Raw genomic sequence first — 756 nt, 5'->3', positions numbered from 1 at the left:
AGTCATCCCTGACCCCTTGAGGGTCCTAAAGGGCCGTTGGAGACCACAACGTTGATAGGTGGGGTGTGTAAGCGTAGCGATACGTTGAGCTAACCCATACTAATTACCCGTGAGGCTTAACCATACAACACCCAAGAAGTGTTCTGAGACTTGTAGCAGATACCGAGAACGAATAACTAAATCAGCTTTTTCAGATTGAAGATTTTTGCCTGGCGGCAATAGCGCAGTGGAACCACCTGACCCCATGCCGAACTCAGAAGTGAAACGCTGTAGCGCCGATGGTAGTGTGGCATTCGCCATGCGAGAGTAGGACACTGCCAGGCACCCAATTTTAGATTACGCATTGAGCGTGGTCTTTACCGGTTAGTGTGCTGATATGGCTCAGTCGGTAGAGCGCATCCTTGGTAAGGATGAGGTCCCCAGTTCGATTCTGGGTATCAGCACCATTAAATAAGAAAGCCTCCCAATCGGGAGGCTTTTTTGTATCTGCCTTTCAGCCATCCATCGCAAATTGCAGTCCTGCAATGTCGCACCTTCTTGTTGTTGAGATATCTTCCCTTTCTATCCCGTATGCTTTCCGGGCGCCGCTTCTCTCTTAAAGGGATCCGGGCTAATACCAATCGGATTAAACATTAGGTCAGTTTTATCCAATCTCGGCTACAAAGTGACATCACCCGCTCCACATCGGCAATAAAGTGCTTCCAGGCCGATGTGCAGGCATCAAGGATGTCGTCGTAATCCTTGAAGCTGCGATTA

The 756-nt window shown here is 49.1% G+C and carries 1 tRNA gene, 2 rRNA genes and 1 pseudogene; 3 read left to right on the top strand and 1 reads right to left on the bottom strand.

The window, feature by feature from the left end:
• From J9889_RS23100 to J9889_RS23090, 3 genes are all read left to right on the top strand, one after another.
• Positions 1 to 124: ribosomal RNA gene (locus J9889_RS23100) — 23S ribosomal RNA — on the top strand; the annotation flags it as partial.
• A gap of 84 nt (positions 125 to 208) precedes the next feature.
• Positions 209 to 323: ribosomal RNA gene (gene rrf / locus J9889_RS23095) — 5S ribosomal RNA — on the top strand.
• A gap of 47 nt (positions 324 to 370) precedes the next feature.
• Positions 371 to 446 (top strand) — tRNA-Thr (locus J9889_RS23090).
• Positions 447 to 632: 186 nt separating this feature from the next.
• Here J9889_RS23090 and J9889_RS24365 read toward each other — a convergent pair.
• Positions 633 to 756: pseudogene (locus J9889_RS24365) on the bottom strand (IS630 family transposase); the annotation flags it as partial.

The organism is Aeromonas sp. PrichA-15 (genome assembly GCF_017939245.1).
In the GTDB taxonomy this organism is placed as follows: Bacteria; Pseudomonadota; Gammaproteobacteria; order Enterobacterales; family Aeromonadaceae; genus Aeromonas; species Aeromonas caviae.
Note: the sequence above shows the minus strand (reverse complement) of the source record. Positions and strands in the feature narration are given on the sequence as shown.